The 21,667-nt window shown below is 73.5% G+C and carries 21 protein-coding genes; 12 read left to right on the forward strand and 9 right to left on the reverse strand.

The window, feature by feature from the left end:
* Nucleotides 1-485 precede the first annotated feature (485 nt).
* A complete protein-coding gene (locus ABD54_RS01205) occupies nt 486-1,232 on the forward strand; it encodes a hypothetical protein (protein ID WP_047867560.1) in 747 nt (248 codons plus the stop codon).
* A 146-nt stretch (nt 1,233-1,378) separates the two neighbouring features.
* On the opposite strand, the gene ABD54_RS01210 is transcribed toward ABD54_RS01205, so the two are convergent.
* The 4 genes from ABD54_RS01210 to ABD54_RS01225 form a co-directional block, all read right to left on the reverse strand.
* Nucleotides 1,379-2,887, reverse strand: coding sequence for a rhamnulokinase family protein (locus ABD54_RS01210; RefSeq protein ID WP_047867561.1), 1,509 nt, complete (start codon nt 2,885-2,887; stop codon nt 1,379-1,381).
* Nucleotides 2,884-4,974, reverse strand: a complete 2,091-nt coding sequence (locus ABD54_RS01215; RefSeq protein ID WP_200904016.1) for a bifunctional aldolase/short-chain dehydrogenase — start codon at nt 4,972-4,974, stop codon at nt 2,884-2,886. The genes ABD54_RS01210 and ABD54_RS01215 overlap by 4 nt, the downstream gene beginning before the upstream one ends.
* A complete protein-coding gene (gene rhaI, locus ABD54_RS01220) occupies nt 4,962-6,140 on the reverse strand; it encodes an L-rhamnose isomerase (RefSeq protein ID WP_047867590.1) in 1,179 nt (392 codons plus the stop codon). Before rhaI ends, ABD54_RS01215 begins: the two co-directional genes overlap by 13 nt.
* A 222-nt stretch (nt 6,141-6,362) precedes the next feature.
* Complete coding sequence (locus tag ABD54_RS01225; RefSeq protein WP_394324523.1) at nt 6,363-6,953, reverse strand: LysE/ArgO family amino acid transporter; 591 nt, start codon at nt 6,951-6,953, stop codon at nt 6,363-6,365.
* Between ABD54_RS01225 and ABD54_RS01230 the strand changes: the two genes are divergently transcribed.
* Together ABD54_RS01230 and ABD54_RS01235 are read left to right on the forward strand one after the other, a co-directional pair.
* Nucleotides 6,840-7,466 carry an ArgP/LysG family DNA-binding transcriptional regulator gene (locus ABD54_RS01230; RefSeq protein WP_394324524.1) on the forward strand — a complete coding sequence of 209 codons (627 nt, stop codon included), beginning with the start codon at nt 6,840-6,842 and terminating at the stop codon, nt 7,464-7,466. The genes ABD54_RS01225 and ABD54_RS01230 overlap by 114 nt on opposite strands.
* Before the next feature lie 96 nt (nt 7,467-7,562).
* Nucleotides 7,563-8,429: a TIGR03620 family F420-dependent LLM class oxidoreductase gene (locus tag ABD54_RS01235; protein WP_047867562.1), complete on the forward strand. Its 867-nt coding sequence runs from the start codon at nt 7,563-7,565 to the stop codon at nt 8,427-8,429.
* A 127-nt stretch (nt 8,430-8,556) separates the two neighbouring features.
* Here the strand turns inward: ABD54_RS01235 and ABD54_RS01240 are convergent, their stop codons facing one another.
* Together ABD54_RS01240 and ABD54_RS01245 are read right to left on the reverse strand one after the other, a co-directional pair.
* Nucleotides 8,557-9,465 (reverse strand): serine hydrolase, encoded by a 909-nt coding sequence (locus ABD54_RS01240; RefSeq protein WP_047867563.1) that lies wholly within the window; start codon nt 9,463-9,465, stop codon nt 8,557-8,559.
* Nucleotides 9,462-10,400, reverse strand: a complete 939-nt coding sequence (locus ABD54_RS01245; RefSeq protein WP_047867564.1) for a LysR family transcriptional regulator — start codon at nt 10,398-10,400, stop codon at nt 9,462-9,464. Before ABD54_RS01245 ends, ABD54_RS01240 begins: the two co-directional genes overlap by 4 nt.
* 209 nt (nt 10,401-10,609) lie before the next feature.
* On the opposite strand from ABD54_RS01245, the gene bla reads away from it, so the two are divergent.
* The 6 genes from bla to ABD54_RS01275 all read left to right on the forward strand — a co-directional run bounded on the left by bla (nt 10,610) and on the right by ABD54_RS01275 (nt 16,031).
* A complete protein-coding gene (bla, locus tag ABD54_RS01250) occupies nt 10,610-11,527 on the forward strand; it encodes a class A beta-lactamase (RefSeq protein ID WP_047867565.1) in 918 nt (305 codons plus the stop codon).
* Nucleotides 11,528-11,847: 320 nt separating this feature from the next.
* A complete protein-coding gene (locus tag ABD54_RS01255; protein WP_047867566.1) occupies nt 11,848-12,198 on the forward strand; it encodes a DUF3817 domain-containing protein in 351 nt (116 codons plus the stop codon).
* Nucleotides 12,199-12,340: 142 nt separating this feature from the next.
* The gene (locus tag ABD54_RS01260; protein ID WP_047867567.1) at nt 12,341-12,559 is read left to right on the forward strand and encodes a hypothetical protein; all 219 of its coding nucleotides are present in this window, start codon (nt 12,341-12,343) and stop codon (nt 12,557-12,559) included.
* Nucleotides 12,560-13,154: 595 nt separating this feature from the next.
* The gene (locus tag ABD54_RS01265; RefSeq protein WP_047867568.1) at nt 13,155-13,961 is read left to right on the forward strand and encodes a peptidoglycan recognition family protein; all 807 of its coding nucleotides are present in this window, start codon (nt 13,155-13,157) and stop codon (nt 13,959-13,961) included.
* 355 nt (nt 13,962-14,316) lie between these two features.
* Complete coding sequence (locus ABD54_RS01270) at nt 14,317-15,402, forward strand: S-(hydroxymethyl)mycothiol dehydrogenase (RefSeq protein WP_047867569.1); 1,086 nt, start codon at nt 14,317-14,319, stop codon at nt 15,400-15,402.
* Nucleotides 15,399-16,031 carry an MBL fold metallo-hydrolase gene (locus ABD54_RS01275; protein ID WP_047867570.1) on the forward strand — a complete coding sequence of 211 codons (633 nt, stop codon included), beginning with the start codon at nt 15,399-15,401 and terminating at the stop codon, nt 16,029-16,031. The genes ABD54_RS01270 and ABD54_RS01275 overlap by 4 nt, the downstream gene beginning before the upstream one ends.
* Nucleotides 16,032-16,114: 83 nt before the next feature.
* Here ABD54_RS01275 and ABD54_RS01280 read toward each other — a convergent pair whose 3' ends face one another.
* Nucleotides 16,115-17,188, reverse strand: a complete 1,074-nt coding sequence (locus ABD54_RS01280; RefSeq protein WP_047867571.1) for a hypothetical protein — start codon at nt 17,186-17,188, stop codon at nt 16,115-16,117.
* A gap of 582 nt (nt 17,189-17,770) precedes the next feature.
* Here ABD54_RS01280 and ABD54_RS01285 point away from each other — a divergent pair.
* From ABD54_RS01285 to ABD54_RS01295, 3 genes are all read left to right on the forward strand, one after another.
* The gene (locus tag ABD54_RS01285) at nt 17,771-19,144 is read left to right on the forward strand and encodes a multidrug effflux MFS transporter (RefSeq protein ID WP_047867572.1); all 1,374 of its coding nucleotides are present in this window, start codon (nt 17,771-17,773) and stop codon (nt 19,142-19,144) included.
* 59 nt (nt 19,145-19,203) lie between these two features.
* The gene (locus ABD54_RS01290) at nt 19,204-19,716 is read left to right on the forward strand and encodes a pyridoxamine 5'-phosphate oxidase family protein (protein WP_053063497.1); all 513 of its coding nucleotides are present in this window, start codon (nt 19,204-19,206) and stop codon (nt 19,714-19,716) included.
* Nucleotides 19,717-19,854: 138 nt separating this feature from the next.
* The gene (locus ABD54_RS01295; RefSeq protein ID WP_047867573.1) at nt 19,855-20,064 is read left to right on the forward strand and encodes a hypothetical protein; all 210 of its coding nucleotides are present in this window, start codon (nt 19,855-19,857) and stop codon (nt 20,062-20,064) included.
* Between the two features lie 39 nt (nt 20,065-20,103).
* Here the strand turns inward: ABD54_RS01295 and ABD54_RS01300 are convergent, their stop codons facing one another.
* Complete coding sequence (locus tag ABD54_RS01300; protein ID WP_047867574.1) at nt 20,104-20,853, reverse strand: nucleotidyltransferase domain-containing protein; 750 nt, start codon at nt 20,851-20,853, stop codon at nt 20,104-20,106.
* Between the two features lie 31 nt (nt 20,854-20,884).
* Nucleotides 20,885-21,604 (reverse strand): DNA alkylation repair protein, encoded by a 720-nt coding sequence (locus tag ABD54_RS01305; RefSeq protein ID WP_047867575.1) that lies wholly within the window; start codon nt 21,602-21,604, stop codon nt 20,885-20,887.
* Between the last annotated feature and the right edge of the window lie 63 nt (nt 21,605-21,667).

Here is a 21,667-nt window from a genome sequence, read left to right on the forward strand (position 1 = left end):
CGCGGCGCTCGGGGGCTCGCTCCATCGTCGGCCCCGGGCTGAGACGGCTTGGGGACGGACCCGCGGACAGCTCCCCCGTCTCCCCCGGTGACGGATCTACGGCCGGCGCTTGGCCGAGGGCGCGCCGGGGCGACCGCAGGCGGGATTCCCCTGTGCCCGGCGGCCACCACCGCGTTCCACCAGGACAGCAACGGCCAGAACCCGTGGAGGACCGGCCCCGCACCGCCGGTCCACCGCCCGTCGAACCGCCGGGCGCGGCCCGCGCGACCGAACCCGGCGACCGTCGCGCCCCTCCTCGGTCGGCTCCTGCCCCGGCTCCGGGGGCTCTTCGCGGCCACACCACGGAACCGGGCGGGACCGGTACGACGAGGACACTGCTCATCAGGGGTTTTCCGCCTGTACCCGCATGCGTAGCATGAAGGTGACGTCCTCGGTGTCCGGGTCTCTGGGCACCCGGGCCCGATCCCGTTCTGGAGGTGGGCACGATGTCCACGCCCACTCGCAACTGGCTCCGTGCCGCGGCCATGGTGATCGCCCCGGTCGCGCTCCTGGCCGCTTTCCTGTACCACCCCTACGTGCCGGGTCTGGGCCCGGCTCCGGAGGCTGTCGCCCGGACCGCTGCGGCCGATCCCACCCGTTGGGCGGCCTCGCACCTGCTGGTGATCGCCGCCGTCGCCCTGCTGGTGCTGGCCTTCCAGGGGCTCCGCGGCCGTCTGAGGGCCACGGCCGGGGAGCGGTGGAGCGCCTTCGCGTTTCCGCTGATCATCGTCAGCGGCGTGCTCCTCGCCGCGGTGCCCGCGATGAACCTGGTCCTGGCGCCGGCCGCCGGGGCGGGCGCCGACACCGCCGCGCTCGCGGCGGCCCTGAGGCCTTGGTCCCTGCCGCTGGCGCTGGTCGGTGCCATCGCCTTCCTCGCCGCGGTGGTGGCCTTCGCGATGGGTGTCGCCCGCTCCGGGATCCTCGACCGGACGATGACGGCGCTGGTGGCGATCGCGCTGGTGGTGATGGCACTGGCGGTCGTGAGTTCGCTGTTCGCGGCCTTCTACGTGATGGGAGCCGCCTCGGTCGTGGCGTTCTGGCCGCTGGCCTGGGCGACCGTGCGGGCCGGACCGAAGCAGGAGGATCGGCCGGGGACGATGTCGGATCCCGCGCCTCCGCGTCCCCGCTCGTCCGGGGAGCCCCGGAGCGGGTTGCGCGACTTCGGTCGGTGGAGGACCCGCGCGCACCGTTGACCGGCGCACCGCTGACCCGTGCGGTGGCGGGCCCTCCACCGGCTCGCTCCGCTCCCCGCCGAACGGTCGGGAGCGGAGCGGCCGACCGTTCGGGCACCGGCACGGCGGGCGGCCCCTGGTCCTCACGCTCCCGGCGCACCGGCGTTTTAGCCGTGGAGCAGACGCTCGGCGGCCTCCCACGGGGCCCGCGGCCCGGTCGGACGGTACCGTCCGACCCCGGTGGAGTCGGCCACGATCCGGCGCAGGTCGTCCAGGCCGCCCGCCAGAGCCCCGACCGCGCGGGCCTGCACCAGCAGGTTGCCGATCGCCGCGCCCTCGGCGGGCCCGGCGACCACCTCCAGTCCGACCGCGTCCGCGGTGAGCTGGCACAGCAGCTCGTTGCGCGAGCCTCCGCCGACCACGTGGACCACCTCCACGTCCGTCCCGCTCAGCTCGGCGGCCTGTCGCACCGCCCGGCGGTAGGCCAGTGCCAGGGAGTCCACCACGCACCGCGCCACCTCGGCTTCACCCTCCGGCGGGCGCTGCCCGGTCTGGGCGGCGAACGCGGCGATCCGCGCGGGCATGTCCCCCGGCGGCAGGAACCGGGGGTCGTCCACGTCCACCACGCACGACAGCGCTGGCACGCGGGCGGTGCGCTCCAACAGGTCGGCCAGGTCCACCTCCCGGCCCCGCTCCCGCCAGGTGCGCAGAGACTCCTGGAGCAGCCACAGTCCCGCGACGTTGCGCAGGTAGCGCACCGTGCCGTCCACTCCCAGCTCGTTGGTGAAGTTGGCCGCCCGGCTCGCCTCGGTGCGCACCGGGGCGTCCAGCTCCACTCCCACCAGCGACCACGTCCCCGAGGAGACGTAGGCGAAGCGGCGCGTGGCCGCGGGCACGGCCACCACAGCCGAGGCGGTGTCGTGCGAGCCCACCGCCACCAGCGGAGCGCCCGCCGCGGCGCCGAGGCCCGCGCCGGGTTCCGGGCCGTCCCGGAGGGCGCCGACGACGGTTCCGGGTTCGACCAGGCCGGGCAGCAGGTCCCGCGCCGCGACGCCGAAGCCGGTCTCCAGCAGGTCCAGGCAGGCGTCGGCCCAGCGGCGTTCGCGCACGTCGACCAGGCCGGTGGTGGAGGCGTTGGTCAGCTCCGCGACCCGCTCGCCCGTCAGCCAGTACCCGAGCAGGTCGGGCACGAGCAGCAGATCGCGGGCCGCGGCCAACTGGGCGCCGCCGGAGGCGGCGGCGAGCTGGAACACCGTGTTGAACGGCTGCACCTGCAACCCGTTGACCGCGTACATCCGCTCGGCGGGCAGGTGCGCGAACACCCGCTCGGGCGCCCCGTCGGTGCGCCCGTCGCGGTAGTGCAGGGGGTTGCCGAGCAGGGCTCCGTCGGCGTCGAGCAGCCCGTAGTCGACCGCCCAGGAGTCCACGCCGACCGAGGCCAGGGCGTGGGGTCCGGCGGCCCGCCGCAGTCCCCCGACCACGCCCGCGTACAGGGACAGCACGTCCCAGTGCAGGCTGGTGCGACCGTCCGCGGGCACGGCGACCGGCCCGTTGGGGAAGCGGGCCACCTCCTCTGTGCGCAGCCGCCCGTCCTCGAACCGCCCGGCGATGACCCGGCCGCTGGAGGCGCCCAGGTCGACGGCGGCGTGGACGGCGCCCCCTCCGGCGGAGCTCATCGCAGGAACGCCGCGGCGACGCCGCTGTCCACGGGGATGTGCAGGCCGGTGGTGTGCGACAGCTCCCCAGCGGTCAGCGCGAACACCGCGTTGGCCACGTGCTCGGGCAGCACCTCGCGGCCAAGGATGGTGCGCTGGGCGTAGAACGCGCCCAGGTCCTCCTCCCTGACCCCGTACACCTTGGCCCGCTGGGCGCCCCAGCCCCCGGCGAAGATCCCCGAGCCGCGCACCACGCCGTCGGGGTTGACGCCGTTGACCCGGATGCCCTCGCCGCCCAGTTCGGCGGCCAGCAGCCGCACCTGGTGGGCCTGGTCGGCCTTGACCGCGGAGTAGGCGACGTTGTTGGGACCGGCGAACACGGCGTTCTTGGAGGCGATGTAGACGATGTCGCCGCCCATGCCCTGGGCGGTCATCGTCCGGGCCGCCTCGCGCGAGACCAGGAAGGACCCCTTGGCCATGACGTCGTGCTGCAGGTCCCAGTCGCGCTCGGTGGTCTCCAGCAGCGGCTTGGAGATGGACAGCCCGGCGTTGTTGACCACCAGGTCCACGCCGCCGAAGGCCAGGGCGGCCTCGGCGAAGGCGCGGGCCACCGCGCCCGAGTCGCTGACGTCGCAGGCCAGGCCCACCGCCGTGTCGGCGCCGCCCAGTTCGGCAGCGGCGGCGGCCGCCTCGCCCGCGTCCAGGTCGGCCACGACCACGCAGGCGCCCTCACCCGCCAGGCGGGCGGCGATGGCCCTGCCGATGCCGCTGGCCGCGCCCGTGACCAGGGCGACCCGGGCGGCGAGCGGCTTGGGCCTTGGCAGGCGGGCGAGCTTGGCCTCCTCCAGCGCCCAGTACTCGATGCGGAACTTCTCCGACTCTTCGATGGGCTGGTAGGTGGAGACGGACTCGGCGCCGCGCATCACGTTGACGGCGTTGACGTAGAACTCGCCCGCCACGCGAGCGGTCTTGGCGTCCTTGCCGAAGGAGAACATGCCCACGCCGGGGACCAGCACGATCGCCGGGTCGGCGCCGCGCATGGCGGGGCTGTCGGCGTCGGCGTGGCGCTCGTAGTAGGCGCGGTACTCGGCCCGGTACTCCCCGTGCAGTTCGCGCAGGCGTTCCACGGCCCGCTCCAGCGGGGCGTCGGCGGGCAGGTCGAGCACCAGGGGGCGGACCTTGGTGCGCAGGAAGTGGTCGGGGCAGGAGGTGCCCAGCGCGGCCAGGCGGGGGTGCTCGGCCCCGGCCAGGAAGTCCAGGACCACGTCGCTGTCGGTGAAGCGGCCCACCTGGGGGTGGTCGGTGGAGGCCAGTCCGCGGATGACCGGGGCCAGGGCGGCGGCGCGCTGGCGGCGCTCGGCCACGGGCAGGGCGCCGTAGCCGTCCAGGACGGGACCGAAGGGCTCGGGACGGCCGTTCTCCTCCAGGAACGCCTCGGCGGTGCGGATGATCTCCAGGGAGTTGGCCCGGCACTGCTCGCTGGTCCCGGCCCAGGCGGTGATGCCGTGGCCGCCCAGGATCGCGCCGATGGCGTCGGGGTTCTCCTCGGCGACGCGGGCGATGTCCAGGCCGAGCTGGAACCCGGGGCGGCGCCAGGGCACCCACACCACGCGGTCACCGAAGCACTCGCGGGTCAGGCGCTCGCCGTCCGCGGCGGTGGCCAGGGCGATGCCGGAGTCGGGGTGCAGGTGGTCCACGTGCGCGGCGCGCAGCAGGCCGTGCATGGCGGTGTCGATGGAGGGCGCGGCGCCGCCCCTGCCGAACAGGCAGTGGTCGAAGGCGGCGACCATCTCGTCCTCGCGGTCCTCGCCGGGGTAGACGTCCACGAGGGCGCGCAGGCGGTCCAGGCGCAGCACGGCCAGGCCGTCCTCGGTGAGGGTGCCCAGGTCGCCGCCGGAGCCCTTGACCCACAGCAGGTCGACGTCCTGGCCGGTGACGGGGTCTGTGCGTGTGCCCGCGGCGGAGGTGTTGCCCCCGGCGAAGTTGGTGTTGCGCGGGTCGGCGCCGAGGGCGTTGCTGCGGGCGAGGAGCTGTTCGACGATGTCGGGCACGGGGTCTCCCTGTTCGGTGCTGCTGTGCTGGGCCGGCGGAGGGTTCACGCGCCCCACCCGGCCTGCGTGCCGCCCCTGCGCTCCTCCGCGACGCGCTCGGCGTAGCCGGAGCGGGCGTGGGCGGCCATCGGGTCGGGGTCCAGGCCCTGCTCCAGGCGCAGGTCGGCGAGCATGGGCCGCACGTCGGTGTTGTAGGCGTCCATCAGGGCGGCGTTGGCGGCCAGGACGTCTCCCTGGCGCTGGGCGGCGGCGAGCGCGTCGGCGTCCACGAGCAGCGCCTTGGCGGTGGCCTCCTGCACGTTCATGACCGAGCGGATCTGACCGGCGATCTTGGGCTCGATGTTGTGGCACTGGTCGAGCATGAACGCGACCCCGGTGTCGGCGGCCAGGCCGCCGCCGCGCACGACCTCGTACATGATGCGGAAGAGCTGGAAGGGGTCGGCGGCGCCGACCATGAGGTCGTCGTCGGCGTAGAAGCGCGAGTTGAAGTCGAAGGCGCCGAGCTTCCCGGCGCGCAGCAGGAACGCGACGATGAACTCGATGTTGGTGTGCGCGGCGTGGTGGCCGGTGTCCACGCAGACCACGGCCTTCTCCCCCAGTTCCAGGCAGTGGGCGTAGGCGGTGCCCCAGTCGGGGACGTCGGTGGCGTAGAAGGCGGGCTCGAAGAGCTTGTACTCCAGCAGCAGGCGCTGTTCGGGGCCGAGCCGGTCGTAGACCTCGGACAGGGCCTCGGCGAGGCGGTCCTGGCGGGAGCGCAGGTCGTCCTGGCCGGGGTAGTTGGTACCGTCGGCGAACCACAGCTTGAGATCGCGCGATCCGGTGGCGTCCATGACGTCCACGCACTCCAGTAGGTGGTCGATCGCCTTGCGGCGCACGCCCGGGTCGGGGTTGGTGACGCTGCCGAGCCGGTAGTCGTCGTCCTGGAAGACGTTGGCGTTGACGGTGCCGACGCCGATGCCCAGGTCGCGCGCGTGGGCGGCGAGCGCGGCGTAGTCGTCGACCCGGTCCCAGGGGATGTGCAGGGCGACCGTGGGGGCGACACCGGTGAGGCGGTGGACCTCGGCGGAGTCGGCGACCTTCTCCCAGGGGTCGCGGGGGACGCCGGGCTGCGCGAACACCTTGAACCGGGTACCGGAGTTCCCGAAGGCCCAGGAGGGGAGTTCGATGTGCTGGCGCCGCAGGACGGCCAGGGCGTCCGCGCCGCGTTCGGGGAGTGCTGCCACGGTGGGGCTCCGTTCGGGGAGGGCGCGTCCGCCGGTCCGACCGGCGCGAAGGCCCATTGAATCGTTTCACTCAGGCTGCGCTGAAACTACCGCCAGCTCTTCTGATGTGTCAAGGTTCACTTGCTCTTACGCCTGACCAGGCGGACCTCCTCTGCTTGAAACGTTTTATAAACAGGCGTCACGGTCCCGAGAAGGAGATCCGCGTCACACCGGGGCGGCGGTTCAGGCGCCCAGGGCCATGCGCACGCCCAGGATGAGCATGACGGCGGCGATGAGCGCGTCCAGGACCCGCCAGGCACCCGGGCGGGCGAAGACCGGGCGCAACAGGCGGGCGCCGAGACCCAGACCGAAGAACCACACGAAGCTGCCCGTGACCGCCCCCGCCGTCCACCACCAGCGCGCGTCACCGCCCTGCTGGTTGGCCAGCGAACCCAGGAACACCACCGTGTCCAGGTACACGTGCGGGTTGAGCCAGGTGAGCACCAGCGCCGTGGTCACCGCGGCCCCGCGCCCGCCGGAGAGCCCGTCGCCGACCAGCAGGGAGCCCGGGCGCAGGACGCGGCGCGCGGCGGACAGCCCGTAGACGACCAGGAAGCCCGCGCCGAGCAGACGGACCGCGGTGACGGCGAGGGGCGCGGCCTCGACGACGACGCCGACGCGGAGCTGCGGCTGGGCGAGCGCGAGCGGGGCAGGGTGTCGGTGCCTCTGGCCGTCAACGCCGACAGCCTGGCCACCTGGTTCCTGGAGGCGCTGGCGGCCCCGCCCGCCGACCTGGGCGCGGTGTTCGAGATCCACCGCGAGGACGAGGGGCACACCGCGTCCCTTCTGCGTTCGGGGGCGGTGATGGCCGCCGTGACCTCCACCCCCGAGGCGGTCCAGGGGTGCACCGTGGCGGGGCTGGGCGCGATGCGCTACCACGCGGTGTGCAGTCCGGACTTCGACCGGGAGCACCTCGGCGGCCGGGCGGACCCGGAGCTGCTCGCCCGGGCGCCGGTGGTCAACTTCGACCGCCGCGACGACCTCCAGGACCGGTTCCTGCGCGAGTCCGTCGGCGGCGCGTCCTCCGGCCCCCGGCACTACGTCCCCGCGTCGGAGGACTTCGCCCGGACCGTCCTGCTCGGGTTCGGGTGGGGCGTGGTGCCCGAACCGCAGTGCTCCGAGCACATCGCTTCGGGACGGCTCCTGGCCCTGGCCCCGGACCGCCCCGTGGACGTGCGCCTGTACTGGCAGCGGTGGAACCTGCGCTCCCCGGTCCTGGACCGGGTCTCGGAGGCCGTGCGCGCGGGCGCGGCCGAGCGCCTGCACCCGCTGCGCCCCGGCCGGTGAGGCTCGGTCGGGGCGCGGGGTGGGTAGGTCCCACCGTGCCCGATCGGCGGGCCGCCGGGGGCGGCACGCCGACACCGCCGTCGAGGAAGGCCCGTCATGAGCCTGAACGCCACCGCCGTCGAACTGGGGACCTACGGAGTGTGGGTGAGGAGGACCGACCTGACCGCCGTCGCGGCCGCCGAGATAGAACGGCTGGGCTACGGAGCCGTGTGGGTCGGCGGCTCCCCGGGCGCGGATCTGCAGGAGGTGTCCACGGCGCTGGCCGCGACGTCGCGGCTCGCGGTCGCGACGGGCATCGTCAACATCTGGACCGCGGACGCGGAGGCGGTGGCCGACTCCTTCCGCCGGATCGAGTCCGAGCACCCCGGCCGGTTCCTGCTCGGCATCGGCGCGGGCCACCGCGAGGCCGACGGCCCCGAGGCGGTCAAGCCCTTCGGCGCGGTGGTGGACTACCTGGACGTCCTCGACAGCGGGGGCGTGCCCCCGGACCGGCGGGTGGTCGCCGCCCTGGGGCCGCGGATGCTCCGCCTGTCCGCCGAGCGAGCCGCCGGAACCCACCCGTACCTGGTCAACCCCGAGTTCACCCGCGGCGCCCGCGAGGCGCTGGGTGAGGGCCCGCTGCTGGCGCCCGAGCACAAGGTGGCCCTGGGCGGGGACCGCGAGGAGACCCGGCGCACCGCGCGGAGGGGGCTCAGCGTCTACGTCGACAACCGGCTGACCAACTACCTCGCCAACTTCCGGCGCCTGGGCTTCTCCGACGAGGACTTCGCCGACGGCGGTAGTGACGCGCTGGTGGACGCCATGGTCGCGCAGGGCGCACCGGAGACGGCGGCGGCGGAGCTGCGCGCGCACCTGGAGGCGGGCGCGGACCACGTCGCGGTGCAGCCGCTGGCCGGGGACGACGACATCCTGCCGGTGCTGGCCCGGCTCGCCCCGGCGCTGGGGCTCACCGCCCGGGGCTGAGTCCTCCCCCGAAGGCCCTCCGCCCGAGACGGGCGTGGTTCCCCGGCCACCTTGCTCCCGGTGCCGTTCGCGGCGTTCGCAGTGGCGCCGGGAGCGGGATCGCGGCGCATGAGCCCGCCGCTCCCGGTCAGCGGACCCCCGCGCGCAGGTGGTCGCGCAGCTCCCGCGCCACGCGCGCCATGAGCGCCTCGGCCCCGGGCTGGTGGTAGGCGGGCACGCGCGACTCGGTCAGCACCGCGACGGCGAAGGCCTGGCCGTCGGCGTGTTCGACCACACCGATCTCGTGGCGCAGGTTGAGCAGGGTTCCGGTCTTGGACGACCACCGGGAGAGGTCGGAGGTGAAGTCGGGGGCCAGCCGGTGGCGCAGCAGGTTGTCGCCCATCAGCTCCCGCACCCGGGCGGCCACGTCCGGGTCGATCGCCCGGGGACGCCACAGCGCCTCCAGCAGGTCGGCGAAGGCCCGGGCCGCCCCGGAGCTGGCCCGGGTGACGTCGAGCTGCTCGATGCGGTGCCCCCGACCGGCCGTGCCCTCGCCGATGGCCAGCGAGTGCGCCAGGTGCGCGCCCTCGGGGCCGAGCCGGTCGGCGGGGGTGTCACTGAGGCCGCGCATCGTGTGCCGGACGGTGATGCCGCGCAGCCCGGCCGCGCGAAGCGACGCGGCGACCCGCTCGGGAGGGGTGATCTCGAACAGGGCGTCGGTGGCCGTGTTGTCGCTCAGGCACATGCTGAGGTAGAGCAGGTCCTCGACGCTGACGCGGGCCGGGTGGCGGAACCGGCTCATCCCGGTGGGCCCCGGAGTGGCGACCCGGCCCGGCTGCACGAGGACCTGTTCGGCGCCGTCGACCTCCCCCGCGCGGATCCGTTCGAGGGTGGCGACGGCGAGCGGGACCTTGACGAGCGAGGCCGTCGAGAACTCCAGGTCGGGTTCGATGCCCAGTTCCTCGCCCGTGCGCAGGTCCCGTACCAGGAAGGAGCCCCGCAGTCCGCCCTCGTCGAGTTCTCGGCGCAGGTCGCGGACCAGGGCGGTGGCGCTCACGCGGTCTCCCGTCCGGCGCCGGGGCGTCCGGGCGGCCCGTCCGTGCCTGGGCGCCCCTCCCCTTCCGGTGCGCCCAGGCACCGGGCGATCGCCCGCCCCAGTAGGGCGCGCAGCCGCTCGGCCTCGTCCCCGGTCTCGGCGGCCACCTCGTAGCCGCGGGCGAGGCGGACCTCGCCCGTGGGGCGCCAGTAAAGTCCCAGCTCCTCGGCCTGGCGGGGAGAGCACAGCAGGAGGTCCCGCGAACCCAGGACCTCGGCGGCGGCGGAGGCCAGGGAGGCGGCGAGGACCACCTGCCCGGGCCGCAGGCCCACGGCGTCGCGCAGGCGGTTGAGGGGGTCGCGCACGTGGGGGACGTCGTCCTCGGGCTGGAGCCAGACTCGGCGGCCGCGCGAGGACGAGCGGTCGCGGGGCAGGCGCAGGGTCTCCAGGTAGACGGCCCCGGCGCGCGGTTCCCCGGTCCCCGCCAGCCCCAGCGGGACCGTCCACGCGGCCTCGCCGGGCGGCACCCCCGCCAGGGCGGCGCGCACCTCGCGGGCGCCCAGCAGCTCGGTCCGCGCCGCGGGGGCGGCGGAGCGGAAGTCCAGGTGGATGCCCTCCTCTCGGGCCTCGGCACCCAGGAGGGCGAGGTCGCGCGTGGCGCAGGTATCGGGCACGGCCAGGCGCAGCGGGCGCAGCGCCGCCCTCTCCGCGTCGTGCTCCATCTCCTCGGCCAGCCGGACCAGGCGCCTGGCCGAGGGCAGCATGTCGCGGCCGAACTGGGTAAGGGTGGCCCGGCGGGTGGAGCGGTCGAACAGGCGGGCGCCCAGGTGCCGCTCCAGGGCGGCGATGCGCCTGCTGGCGACCGGCTGGGGGATGCGGGCGGCGGCGGCTCCGAGGGTGAAGCTGCCCCTCTCGCTCACGTTCACGAACGCCTTGCAGGCGCCGACGAGGTCCATGACCCTCATGGTATGCCGTTCTGGCATGGAACTGGTCGTTTCTGTCTTGGACAGCATCAGTGCCAGCGGTCAGACTGCTGGTCGAGGCCGCCCGGCAGGGCGGCGCGTGCGGGTTCCCGCACGGCTGAACAGGGGTCTTTCCGTGTCCGGGCCGCACTCGGGCCCGGACGAGGACCCGCGCACACCCAGGACAGGAAGAGCAGGCACACATGGTGTTCTCATCCCACCGGCGCACCGGACTCGCGGCCCTGGCCGCGGTCGTCCTCGTCCCCGCCACCGGTTGCGCGGCGGCCAACGGCGCCGCGAACCCCGAGGCGGAGCAGTCGGCCTCTCCCGCGGCCTCCGGGGGGCCAGACCGGGAGTTCGAGCGACTGGAGGAGGAGTTCGACGCGCGGCTGGGCGTCTACGCGGTGGACACCGGCAGCGGCGAGGAGGTCGCGCACCGCCCCGACGAGCGCTTCGCCTACGCCTCGACGCACAAGGCCCTGACCGCGGCACTGGTGCTCCAGCAGAACACGCCCGAGGAGATGGAGGAGGTCGTCACCTTCACCGAGGAGGACCTGGTCGACTACTCGCCGGTCACCGAGCAGCACGTGGACACGGGCATGACGCTGATGGAGGTGGCCGACGCCGCCGTCCGCCACAGCGACAACACCGCCGCCAACCTGCTGTTCGAGGAACTGGGCGGGCCGGACGCGTTCGAGGACGAGTTGGAGGAGATCGGCGACGACGTCACCGACCCGGAGCGGATCGAGACCGAGCTGAACGACTGGACGCCCGGGGACACCAGCGACACGAGCACGCCGCGCGCCATGGCCGGGAGCCTGCGCGAGTTCACCCTCGGCGACGCCCTGCCCGAGGACCGGCGCGAAGTGCTCAACGACATGCTCGTCAACAACACCACCGGCGACGAGCTGATCCGCGCCGGGGTGCCCGAGGACTGGAGGGTCGGCGACAAGACGGGCGCTGGAAGCCACGGAACGCGCAACGACATCGCCGTCATCTGGCCCCCGGAGGGCGACCCCATCGTCCTCGCCGTCATGTCCAGCCGCGAGGCGGAGGACGCCGAGTACGACAACGCGCTGATCGCCCGGGCCGCCGAGGTGGTCGCGGAGGAGCTGGCCTGACGCCGCCGGGCTTGGTGCGACCCGGCTGAGGAGACTCGGCGAGGAGAGCCCGGTCGAAGGAGCCAGGCTGGAGGAGACGGAGGGCCCGGGGGCGCGTGCCCCCGGGTCCTCCGTCTCCTCCGGCCCGTGCCCCGACCTCGACGGTCCGGACCGGAGAGGACAGTCACCGGTGCGCGCGGGACGTCCGAACGTGCTTTTTCGCATCTTCCGACCCGGATCCGGCCACTCGAAAACGTGTCCTAGCCTGGGAGCGGTCCGGGCCCGGCGGGCGCCGGGAATCTCCCCCTCCTGTCCAGAACCGAGCGAGTCCGAGGAACAGCGTGAGCATCAGTCCCCGTGTCACAGCGATCGTCTTCCGCGTGGTGGCGATCATCGAGGCCCTGACCTGGATCGGCCTCCTGGGCGGCATGTACGTCAAGTACCTGGGCAGCGGCAGCGAGGCTGGTGTGCACCTCTTCGGCCCCCTGCACGGGGGCGCCTTCACGCTCTACGTGGTGGCAGCCCTGGCCGCCGCCCTGCACCTGCGCTGGAACCTGTGGGCGACCCTGGTGGCCCTGGCCGCCTCCGTGCCTCCCCTGGGCACCCTGGTCGCGGACTGGTGGCTGCACCGCACCGGGCGCCTGGCCCCCCGCGCAGGGGAGCGCAGCCGTGCGCCCGAGCCCGTGGCCTGAGCTCTTGGCCATCGCGGGCCCGACGGGACTTCATCCTCCGCCGGACCCCGCGCCACCTTGCGGATCATGACCCTTTGCGCACGGGCGATAACCTGTGGTTGGTTTACCAGCGGTCAGCGCCCCCCAGCGCCGAAGGACCCCCATGCCCTCCACCGGCACCGCCGCGCTGACCTGCGCGGCGCTCCCCCTCACCCTGACCGGCGTCCCCTCCCCCGCCTCCGCTGCCGGGGAGGCCCTCTCCCGGACGACCTCCGTGGGCGTGCACAACGCCTACGAGACGGCGGCCTTCCCCCACTTCGCCGACGCCCCCGACTCCTGGAACCGGACGTGTGGACCGACAAGGAGCAGGCGTCGCGCCTGAGGACCTTGCCGCCGGGGACCGTCTGGCCGAAGCGGCCACCTTCCCGGCGGTGCTCGGCGCCCGCGGCGGCGGTCAGGGGGCGCGCAGGAGCGGGAAGGCCGCCTCCACCGTCCCGGTGCGTCCGGTGCTCCAGGCAGACGTACTCGTCGTGGGTCCTCTTCTTCCGCCGGTTCCCCGGGCGGGGGAAAGGGAGCCCGGGGACACGGTACGCCTGAGCAGTCAGGAACAGTACAGCGAACGCCCGGGGCCGGGCAGCGGCGCGGTCAAGGGCGTCGGCGGCGCTCCGGGAGGCACCGGCAGACGCCCGACGGGGACCGGCGCGGGGCTCGGGCAGCGCGGTTCGGAAAAGACCTGTCGAGGACGACGGAAAAGACGCGCAAAGAGCCGGGGATGGAACAGCGGAAAACGCGCATTACCGCTCTATCGTTTCTCCGCCGTCTTGTACACCAACGACCTACTTCTACCCATGGGGTCAAAGAGTGGCGTTCTGGCCGGTCACGGCCGTGAAAATTCATCGCGTCACGCTTTGTACACCGTGGGTGGTCCGTGTTCTCTTATGGACTGGCAAGTCATGACACGAGCCGAAGGATCACCCATGACCAGAACCCACCGGTCAGGTCCGGACAGACGCACCGTCCTGCGCGGGGCCGCGTTGGCCTCCGGCGCCGCCGTTCTCGGCGGGGCGCTCACCGCGGGGGGCGCGAGCGCTTCCGCGGGAGCGGCCGAACCGACCCTGCACACCCGGGCCGACTGGGGAGCGCGCTCACCCGCGGGCCGGGTCCAGATCCTGACCACCGCGCCCAGTTACATCGTGGTCCACCACACCGCGACGGCCAACAGCACCGACTACTCGCTCAGCCACGCCTACTCCTTGTCCAGGGCGATCCAGAAGTACCACATGGACTCCAACGGCTGGATCGACACCGGCCAGCAGCTCACCATCAGCCGCGGCGGCCACGTCATGGAGGGCCGCGACCGCAGCTTCGCCGCCATCCGCGAGGGCAGCCACGTCGTGGGCGCGCACGTGGCCAACAACAACAGCACCTGCATCGGCATCGAGAGCGAGGGCCTCTACACGAGCGTGAGCCCGACCGGGGCCCTGACCGACGCGCTGGTGGCCACCCTGGCGTGGCTGTGCGGGGCCTACCGGCTCGATCCGCACAGCGCGATCCTGGGCCACCGCGACTTCAACGCCACGGCCTGCCCCGGTGACGTGCTGTACTCGCTGCTCCCGGAGCTGCGCGACGCGGTCGCCGACGCCATGCTGGCGCCCGTACTGGGACTGGCAGCCCGCCGCGCGCCCGCCGGGAACGGCCCGACCTACCCGACAGTGCCCGCGGACGAGCCGGACCGGCTGTTCTACCACGGCCCCGCCCGGGGCCCCGACGACTTCACCCGCTGACCCGCCCGCCGGAGCGCTCCGGGTCCCGCGCCGCCCGCGGCGCTTCGGGCCCGGCACCGCTCAGGGCGCGTCGCCGACCGCGGTGCCCGTCGCCTCGCGGCGGGCACCGCCCGCACCTGTCCGCCCCATCACGCGGTCCACGTCCCGGCGCCCCCCGCGCGCTGCGCGCACCGTCGATGGTCACCGGGATCTGCAACCTGGTGCGGGCGTCCGTCGTCGTGCTCATGATCGTCCGCCCTGACTCGGGGTCGTGACCGGCGTCCCGGGAGCGGGATAGGTGTGACGCGGGTGGGGAATGGTGCCGGAAGCGGCGCGCACCCGCGCCGCCTCCGGCCACGTGTGGGGGTAAGCGAAGATGTCTCAGCGGGTACAAGGGGTGGTCTCCCGGTCCAAGGGGGCTCCGGTGGAGATCACCACGGTCGTGGTGCCCGATCCGGGGCCCGGCGAGGCCGTGGTCAGGGTGCAGGCGTGCGGGGTGTGCCACACCGACCTGCACTACCGCGAGGGCGGCGTCAACGACGAGTTCCCCTTCCTGCTCGGGCACGAGGCCGCGGGCATGGTGGAGTCCGTGGGCGAGGGCGTGACCACCGTCGCGCCGGGTGACCACGTGATCCTGAACTGGCGCGCGGTGTGCGGGGACTGCCGCGCCTGCCGCCGGGGGCGGCACCAGTACTGCTTCGACACGCACAACGCCGAGCAGCGGATGACGCTGGAGGACGGCACCGAGCTCTCCCCCGCCCTGGGCATCGGCGCGTTCGCGGAGAAGACCCTGGTCGCCGCGGGGCAGTGCACCAAGGTGGACCCGCAGGCCTCGCCCGCCGCGGCCGGTCTGCTGGGCTGCGGGATCATGGCCGGGATCGGCGCCGCCATCAACACCGGCGGCGTGGGCATCGGGGACTCGGTCGCCGTCATCGGCTGCGGCGGCGTGGGCAGCGCGGCCGTCGCGGGCGCGCGGCTGGCCGGGGCCGGACGGATCATCGCCGTGGACCTGGAGGACCGCAAGCTCGAATGGGCGCGCGGGTTCGGCGCCACCCACACCGTCAACGCCTCCTTCACCGACCCGGTCGAGACCATCCGGGACCTGACCGGCGGTTTCGGCGCCGACGTGGTGATCGACGCCGTGGGCACGCCCAGGACCTACGAGCAGTCCTTCTACGCGCGCGACCTGGCGGGCACCGTCGTGCTGGTGGGCGTGCCCACGCCGGAGATGCGCCTGGACCTGCCGCTGCTGGACGTGTTCGGCCGGGGCGGGGCGCTGAAGTCCTCCTGGTACGGCGACTGCCTGCCCTCGCGCGACTTCCCGGTGCTCATCGACCTCTACCTCCAGGGGCGCCTGGACCTGGACGGCTTCGTCACCGAGGAGATCGGACTCGGCGAGGTCGAGGAGGCCTTCGCCCGGATGGAACGCGGCGACGTCCTGCGCTCGGTGGTGGTCCTGTGAGCGGCGCGCGCGTGGAGCACCTGACCACCTCGGGGGTCTTCGCCCTGGACGGCGGGGAGTGGGAGGTGGAGAACAACGTCTGGATCGTGGGCGACCGCGATCAGGCCCTGGTCATCGACGCCGCGCACGACGCGGGCGCGATCCTGGGCGCGGTGGGCGACCGCGAACTCGTGGCGGTGGTGTGCACGCACGCGCACAACGACCACGTCAACGCGGCCCCTGCGCTGGCCGAGGCCACGGGTGCGCCCATCCTGCTGCACCCGGCCGACCGGGTGCTGTGGGACATGACCCACCCGGACCGCGCGCCCGACGCGGAGCTGTCCCAGGGACAGGTCGTCACCATCGCCGGGACCGGGCTGACCGTCCTGCACACCCCGGGCCACTCCCCGGGGGCCGTGTGCCTGTACGCGCCCGACCTGGGCGTGCTGTTCAGCGGCGACACCCTGTTCCAGGGCGGCCCGGGGGCGACGGGACGGTCCTACTCGGACTTCCCGACGATCGTGGAGTCCATCCGCGACCGGCTGTTCAGCCTGCCGGAGGAGACGGTGGTCAACACCGGGCACGGCCCGTCCACGACGATCGGCGCCGAGGCGCCCCACCTCCAGGAGTGGATCGACCGGGGGCACTGAGGGCCGCGGTGCGCGGCCCGCGAGCCGGGCCGCGCTTTCGGTGTTCGGGGCGGCCGGGGGCGCACCGCCGCAGTCCGCCCCGCTCAGACGGGGCGGACTGCGGTGAGGCGGGCCCCGTACTCCATGGCGGCGAGCACCGCCGGCACGAACCGCCCGGAGAGCCTCGCCAGCGAGTCCGGGGCGAGGACTACGCGCAGCGCGCCCGGCGCGAAGGTGGCCAGCGCGCGCCCGACCAGGGGGTCGTCCCGACGGGCGCGCAGGCCAGCCACCGTGCCCGGCCAGTGCCGCTCCTGGACCGCGCCGAAGGCGGCGGCTGTGGTCCAGAGCGCGAACAGCGGCCCGGAACCGGCGCCCAGGTGCTCGGCGCAGTCCCGGCGCAGCTCCCCCGGCGCCGCGCCCCACTCCTCCAGCACCCGCGGTGTGGGGCGGTGGGCCCCGGGCACGTCGTTGCCGGTGTCGATGACCACGGCCTCCCCGGTGTTCCAGCGCAGGAACGGCAGCAGCGGGGGCAGGTCCAGGACCGGCCCCGCGAAGCGGGCGCCCTCCGCCGCGAAGCAGGCCGAGTGCCTGAGCCCGTGCCCGTCGTTGCCCTTGATGCTGGGCAGGTCCTCGTGCTCGACCAGGTTGGGCGCCGCGACCAGGGCGGGGGTGCCGCGCTCCCGCAGGAACCGCAGGGCTGCGCGGTCGTCGGAGCGGCCCCCGGCGCCGTGCAGGTAGCCGCCCATGTCCAGGGCCAGCTCGCGCGGCAGGAGCAGGGCGGGGGTCGGCATGTACGGGTTGACCACCGGTACCGCTCCGGCGTCGGTGAAAACCGCCCACCGGGCCAGGTAGGCGGTGCGCGAACCCCATTCCACGAAAAGGGAGAGCGCGGCCTCCGGACGTTTTTTCACCGCGTCGCGCACGGAGCCGGCGAAATCCGCGCACACGCGGACGTCGTCCTGGAGGACGAGGTGGTGGGTGGAGTCGAAGCGTTCCGCGCTGGAGAAGGCGACCCGGGAGGCGCGCAGGGAGCTGGGCGGCCCGTCGGGCTCGGGGTCCACGGCCAGGCAGGCGTCCGCGATCCCGAGGGAGTCCAGGACGCGGCGCGCGGCGGAGATCCGGCGGGGGTGGGTCATGACGGACGCGGACAGCACGACGGGAGCAAGGGGGTTCGACATATTCCGAGAATAACCGGAAAACTGTCGAAGACAAGGCCGGGAAAAATTATTCAAGTTTTCCCGAAAACCCTTAACCGGCCAGATCAGCACACGCCTCGGGAATTTCCTCTCCGCTGTTCGCGGCGCGCGGCCGCCGGAGGGCGGATCCCCTGCCCCGGAGGCCTGTGAGCTACTGGTACACGCCCTCCGCACCCGCTCCTTTCTTCACAGGACACGTGCCGCCGAAAGGTATCTTTCGCCCAGCGGAACTACCACCGGGTAACCGGAGGGGAATCCAACGACACGCGGCCGGGAAATGAGCGGAATACTACGGCCGGAGGGCTCCCATCCCCGCATGGGCGTCGTCACAGCGGGCCGAACCCCTTTACAAGCAGGGGTTTCCAGGACCGTAATTCGGATCACTCGACGTGTTGGGTAAAGCGGGGATTGCCGGCTCCTAGCCTTGTGTTGGAGGCGGAAGTGATCCCGGGACCCTCTGGTCCTCCCATGGGACTTCTGCCGGCGCCACGCCCGAAGGCGGTTCAAGGCGCCCCCGCGTACCGCGCACCGCTCGTTGTTACTTCTCCCTGCGTTGGAGCCTCGGTGACCCTTGCTTCCGCACGTCCGAATCCCCGTGCCCAGATCACCCCGGACGTCCAGATCGTCCCGGACGCCCAGAACGTCACTACCGCCGACAAGCCCCTGAACCACCACGACGTGCCGCAGCAGGCCGGGCCGTCCCGCCAGGAGGCCACGTCCGCCACGGCGCGCACGCGCCGCCGCACGCTGCTGCTGGTCCTGGTCCTCGGCGTGCTGTCCGCGATCGGCCCGCTCGCCACCGACCTGTACCTGCCCGCGCTGCCCCAGATCGCCGCCGACCTGGGCACCAGCGAGGCCAGCGTCAAGCTCACCCTGACCTCGGTGATGGCCGGTCTGGCCCTGGGCCAGCTCGTCATCGGCCCGCTCAGCGACCGGTGGGGCCGCCGTGCGCCGCTGCTGGTCGGCATCGGCGTGTTCACCGCCACCACCCTCGCCATCGCGGCGGTCGACAGCGTGGAGATGTTCAGCCTGCTGCGCTTCGGCCAGGGGCTGTCGGCCGCGGCCGGGCTGGTCATCTCCCGCGCGATCGTGCGGGACGTGTTCGACGGCGACGCCGCCGCCACCTTCTTCTCCCGGCTGGTGCTGCTCTCCGGCCTGGCCCCGATGCTCGGCCCGATCCTTGGCGGCCAACTGCTCTTCTTCGGGCCCTGGCAGCTGCTCTTCGCCGTGCTCGGCGCCACCGGGCTGGCGACCTTCGCCCTGGTGCTGTTCGGCCTGCCCGAGAGCCTGCCGCCCGAGCAGCGCGAGCGGGTCAACCCGCGTGCCCAGCTGCGCGTGTTCGGCCGCCTGCTGCGCGACATCCGCTTCACCGCACCCACGCTCACGCTCGCGCTGAGCTTCGGGATGAGCTTCACCTACATCTCGACGTTCTCGTTCGTGGCCCACTCGCGCTTCGGGGCCAGCGCCCAGGAGTTCAGCCTGGTGTTCGCGGTGACCACTCTCGGCATGATCATCGGCAACCAGCTGAACGCCTACCTCATCCGCCGGGTCGAGATCCACCGCCGCCTGTTCCTGGGACTGGCAGGGTCGATCGCCTCCGTGGCCTCGCTGGCGCTGCTGGGGTCCGCGGGCGGGGCGAACCTGGTGACGGTGACCGTCGCGCTGTTCGTGATGATGGTGTTCACCGGGCTGGTGTCGCCGAACGCCACCGCGCTGGCCCTGGACGGGCAGCCGCCGAGGATCGCCGGGAGCGGCTCGGCCCTGCTGGGCACCCTCCAGTTCGGCATCGGTTCCGGTCTGGCCTCGACCGCCGGACTGACCGGCCCGGTGACCCTGTCCAGCATGACCGCGGTCATGCTCGCCACGGCCGTGGCCGCCGCGGCGGTGTTCACCGCTTTCGCGGTGCGTACGCGGCGCACCGCGCCGGCCGCCGCCTGAGTGTCGGTGCGCACGGCTAGTGTGGTTCGCTCGTTCAGGCCGGACCCGAGGAGCGCGACGTGTTTCCCAGCCCGAAGGCGCAGTCCCTGACCAACGAGGCACCCGGTGTGTGGGAGGAGGTGCTCCCCCACCTGGCGGGGTCGACCGCGACGTGCTGGCTGACCGTGACGCGCGCGGACGGCCACCCGCACACCCGGCCGCTGCTGGCGGTGTGGGTGGACGGACAACCCTTCTTCGCGTCGGGAGAGGGCACCGCAAAGTCCCGGCTGCTGGCCGCGTCCCCGCAGGTGAGCCTGGCCTTCACCACCGGCGTCATGGACGTGGTGGTGGAGGGCGCGGCCGAGCGGGTGCTGGACCCGGACCTGCTGGGCCGGGTGGCCGCGGGTTACGCCGAACGCCACGGGTGGACCCCTCGCGCCGGGGACGGGGGGCTGACGGGCCCGGAGGGGGCGCCGACCGCCGGCCCGCCGCCCTACCGGGTGTTCACGATCCCCCCGTCGACGGTGTTCGCCTTCCCGGTCTCCGAACTGCCGCACGGGCCCACCAGGTGGCGGTTCGACGTGTGGCCCTGAGCCGCGAACGGCGCGTTCTGGGGCAGAAGGGGTCTTCAGGGAAGCGGGAGGCGGCACTAGGTGAAACGTCGCGTCTCGCGGGTATAGGTCTGCCGCGAAGACAACCGATCCACTACCCCCATCCCCTGGAGGCAGAGCGTGCGAGTACGCATCGTTCTTTCGACCCTCGTCGTCCTGTGGCTGCTCATCGGGCTGATCGCCGCGTTCCAGCGCGATCTGTTCAGCGACGACGAGACCTCGTGCTCGACACTGGGCCACACCGTCGGAACCATCTTCGTCGGGCCGTTGAACTACATGGGGGTCAACCCGACCATCGAGTGCCCGCCCCTGCCCGAACCCTCCGAGTAACGGATCCGGCGCCGCGCCCCCGCGGGGGCGCGGCGCCGCTCAGCGCCCGCCGTCCGAGGAGGCGCGCCCGAGTTCGGGCCCCAGCGCGTCCGCCAGTTCCGGCCGGACCCGCGCGACCTCGGTGATGAGCAGCGCCGTCAAGGCCTCCAGAGCCCGGAGCAGTTCCTCTCCCGTGAGCGCGCGGACCAGCGTGGCCCCCAGGGAGTCGGTGACCTCGGCGGGCAGCAGGTGCGCGCCCTTGTTGAACGCCGTCGGGCGGCCCAGCCGCAGACACGCCAACGCCACCGTCTGTTCGCGCAGGCGGCCGATCCAGTGCTCGGCCTGCCACAGGCGTCCGCGCTCGACGCAGACGCGGGCGTGCAGGGCGTGGTGCCAGGAGTGGCCTATCAGCGTGTCCGGATCCGGTTCCGGGAAGGGCTGGAGCTCGCGCGCGTTCCCGAAGACCGTCCGCCACTGGGGGCCTCGGGGGCCGAACTCACCCTCGGGGAGGAAGGCGAGGTCCACCTCCAGGCACCCGGGCAGGAGGAACACGCGGACGAGGCGGGGTCCGGGGACGGGCAGGTCCCAGTGGTGCAGCGCGCCGAACTCCCGGTGGAGCCACTCCGTCCAGTCGGCGGGCACCCCGTCGCGGCCCTCGCGCACGGCGAGGACGAGGTCGATGTCGGACCACCGGTCGGCCGTCCCGTCGGCGCGGGAGCCGGTGAGCGCGGCCCCCGCCACGGAGTCGTCGGTCCAGGCACGCGCCAGCAGGCGCTCGCGGAGCCGGTCGCGCTCGGTGTCGGGGGGCATGGCACCTTTCCTCGCTCGTTCGCAGGCGCGGTCACAGGGAACGGTAGTGGGCGCGCCGGGAGGGGTCGAGCTTCTCGACCGCGGCGCGCAGCAGGGGGCGCGGGGCCCGGGCGGCGTGGTCGTCGAGGAAGGCCAGCAGCCGGTCGCGGTCCTTGTCCCCGGCGGTGCGCAGCATCCACCCCACCGCCTTCTGCACCAGTTCGTGGTCGTCCTCCAGGAGGATCTCGGACAGGGAGAAGGCGTCGTCGAGGTCGTCGTGGGCGATGAAGTGCGCCGTCGCCACGATGGCGGTGCGCCGCCGCCACGGATCGTCCGAGCGCGCCAGGGTGTACAGGACCCCGCGGGGTCGATCCCGCAGGTGGCGGCCCAGGACGTGGTGCGCGGCCAGGTCCACCAGGTCCCAGTTGTTGACGCGGTCGTGGCGGCGCAGGTACAGCTCGGCGAGCGCGGCGACCTGTTCGGACGTGCTGCGCCGGTGGCGGGCCTTCTTCTCCATGACGCTCATCGCCCCGGCCCGGGCCTCGTGCACGGGGCTGTCCATCAGCTCCTCGACCTGGTCGAGGGGCATGTCCGCGAACTCCTTGGCCAGGGCGAACACCGTGCCCATGCGCACACCGACGAAGTAGTCGTCCTCGGGCTGGCTGCCGACCTCGAAGCGGAAGTACCGCTGGTACTTGCGGAGCTCCCCGTCGCTGCGGTGCTCGTCGAGGCGCGCCAGGAAGGCCCTGGCGGTCAGCGGTGCGGTGGCCATGGAGGCACCGTAGACGTCCCCGGTGACATTCGGCGTGAACGCCGCCGGGAGGACGGCCCCCGT

It is taken from the genome of Nocardiopsis sp. RV163, assembly GCF_001029525.1.
GTDB classification, from domain to species: Bacteria; Actinomycetota; Actinomycetes; order Streptosporangiales; family Streptosporangiaceae; genus Nocardiopsis; species Nocardiopsis dassonvillei.

Excerpts from the sequence above, each read along its gene's own strand:
- ABD54_RS01205 (WP_047867560.1), top strand. The coding sequence starts at position 486 with ATGTCCACGCCCACTCGCAACTGGCTCCGTGCCGCGGCCATGGTGATC.
- ABD54_RS01210 (WP_047867561.1), bottom strand. The coding sequence starts at position 2,887 with ATGAGCTCCGCCGGAGGGGGCGCCGTCCACGCCGCCGTCGACCTGGGC.
- ABD54_RS01235 (WP_047867562.1), top strand. The coding sequence starts at position 7,563 with ATGAGCCTGAACGCCACCGCCGTCGAACTGGGGACCTACGGAGTGTGG.
- ABD54_RS01245 (WP_047867564.1), bottom strand. The coding sequence starts at position 10,400 with ATGGACCTCGTCGGCGCCTGCAAGGCGTTCGTGAACGTGAGCGAGAGG.
- bla (WP_047867565.1), top strand. The coding sequence starts at position 10,610 with ATGGTGTTCTCATCCCACCGGCGCACCGGACTCGCGGCCCTGGCCGCG.
- ABD54_RS01260 (WP_047867567.1), top strand. The coding sequence starts at position 12,341 with ATGCCCTCCACCGGCACCGCCGCGCTGACCTGCGCGGCGCTCCCCCTC.
- ABD54_RS01265 (WP_047867568.1), top strand. The coding sequence starts at position 13,155 with ATGACCAGAACCCACCGGTCAGGTCCGGACAGACGCACCGTCCTGCGC.
- ABD54_RS01270 (WP_047867569.1), top strand. The coding sequence starts at position 14,317 with ATGTCTCAGCGGGTACAAGGGGTGGTCTCCCGGTCCAAGGGGGCTCCG.
- ABD54_RS01280 (WP_047867571.1), bottom strand. The coding sequence starts at position 17,188 with ATGTCGAACCCCCTTGCTCCCGTCGTGCTGTCCGCGTCCGTCATGACC.
- ABD54_RS01300 (WP_047867574.1), bottom strand. The coding sequence starts at position 20,853 with ATGCCCCCCGACACCGAGCGCGACCGGCTCCGCGAGCGCCTGCTGGCG.
- ABD54_RS01305 (WP_047867575.1), bottom strand. The coding sequence starts at position 21,604 with ATGGCCACCGCACCGCTGACCGCCAGGGCCTTCCTGGCGCGCCTCGAC.